The following is a 1,839-nucleotide window of genomic DNA, read 5'->3' on the forward strand; positions in this document are numbered from 1 at the left end:
GTGGGCATGGCCACCAATATTCCACCGCACAACCTCAACGAGGTGGTGGACGCCTGCCTGCACCTGCTGCAGACGCCCCAGGCCACCATCGACGAGCTGATGGAGATCATCCCCGCGCCCGACTTCCCGACGGCCGGCATCATCTATGGCATCAACGGTGTCAAGGAGGGCTATCGCACGGGTCGCGGACGCGTGGTGATGCGTGCCAAGTGCCACTTCGAGGACATCGACCGCGGCCAGCGCCAGGCCATCATCGTCGATGAGCTGCCCTACCAGGTCAACAAGAAGACGCTGCAGGAGCGCATGGCCGAGCTGGTGCACGAAAAGAAGATCGAGGGCATCAGCCACATCCAGGACGAGTCCGACAAGTCGGGCATGCGCCTGGTGATCGAGCTCAAGCGCGGCGAAGTGCCCGAGGTCGTGCTCAACAACCTGTACAAGCTGACCCAGCTGCAAGACACCTTCGGCATGAACATGGTGGCGCTGGTCGATGGCCAGCCCAAGCTGTGCAATCTGAAGGATCTGGTCGAGGTCTTCCTGCAGCACCGCCGCGAAGTGGTCACGCGCCGCACGGTCTATGAACTGCGCAAGGCGCGCGAGCGCGGCCATGTGCTGGAAGGCCTGGCGGTCGCGCTGGCCAACATCGACGACTTCATCGCCATCATCCGCAACGCGCCCACGCCACCTGTGGCCAAGGCCGAGCTGATGACGCGCAACTGGGACAGCAAGCTGGTGCGCGAGATGCTGACGCGCACCCGTACCGACGGCGGCGTGGTCAATGCCGACGACTACCGCCCCGATGGCCTGGAGCGCGAATTCGGCATGCAGGCAGATGGACTGTACCGCCTGTCCGAGACCCAGGCCCAGGAAATCCTGCAGATGCGCCTGCAGCGCCTGACCGGCCTGGAGCAGGACAAGATCGTCGCCGAGTACAAGGACGTGATGTCCGTCATCGAGGACCTGCTGGACATCCTGTCCAAGCCCGAGCGCGTGTCGGCCATCATTGGCGACGAACTCAAGCAGATCAAGGCCGAGTTCGGCCAGAGCAAGGTCGGAGCCCGCCGCAGCACGGTCGAGTACAGCGCGCAGGACCTGTCCACCGAGGACCTGATCACGCCCACCGACATGGTGGTCACGCTCAGCCACACGGGCTACATCAAGAGCCAGCCGCTGTCCGAGTACCGCTCGCAAAAGCGCGGCGGCCGCGGCAAGCAGGCCACGGCCACCAAGGAAGACGACTGGATCGATCAGCTGTTCATCGCCAACACGCACGACTACCTGCTGTGCTTCTCGAACCGCGGCCGCCTGTACTGGCTCAAGGTCTGGGAAGTGCCCGCAGGTTCGCGCGGCTCGCGCGGACGCCCCATCGTCAACATGTTCCCTCTGCAGGATGGCGAGAAGATCAACGTGGTGCTGCCGCTGACGGGCGAGTACCGCAGCTTCCCGGCCGACCACTATGTGTTCATGTCCACCAGCATGGGCACCGTGAAGAAGACGGCGCTGGACGAGTTCTCCAACCCGCGCAAGGCCGGCATCATCGCCGTGGGCCTGGACGAGGGCGACTTCCTGATCGGCGCAGCCCTCACCGACGGCAAGCATGACGTAATGCTGTTCAGCGACGGCGGCAAGGCCGTTCGATTCGACGAAAACGACGTGCGCCCCATGGGCCGCAATGCGCGTGGCGTCAAGGGCATGACCCTGGAAGAGGGCCAGAGCGTGATCGCGATGCTGGTGGCCGAGGACGAATCGCAAAGCGTGCTCACGGCCACGGAAAACGGCTACGGCAAGCGCACGTCCATCGTCGAGTACACGCGCCATGGCCGAGGCACCAAGACGCGG

1 protein-coding gene is annotated in these 1,839 nt (G+C 64.4%); it reads left to right on the top strand.

The genetic code is table 11. From position 1 onward, the window contains the following. On the top strand, positions 1–1,839 hold a 1,839-nt coding region (locus L995_RS30475; RefSeq protein ID WP_231574570.1), incomplete at both ends, for a DNA gyrase subunit A.

The organism is Delftia sp. ZNC0008 (genome assembly GCF_000799035.1).
GTDB lineage: Bacteria > Pseudomonadota > Gammaproteobacteria > Burkholderiales > Burkholderiaceae_C > Comamonas > Comamonas tsuruhatensis.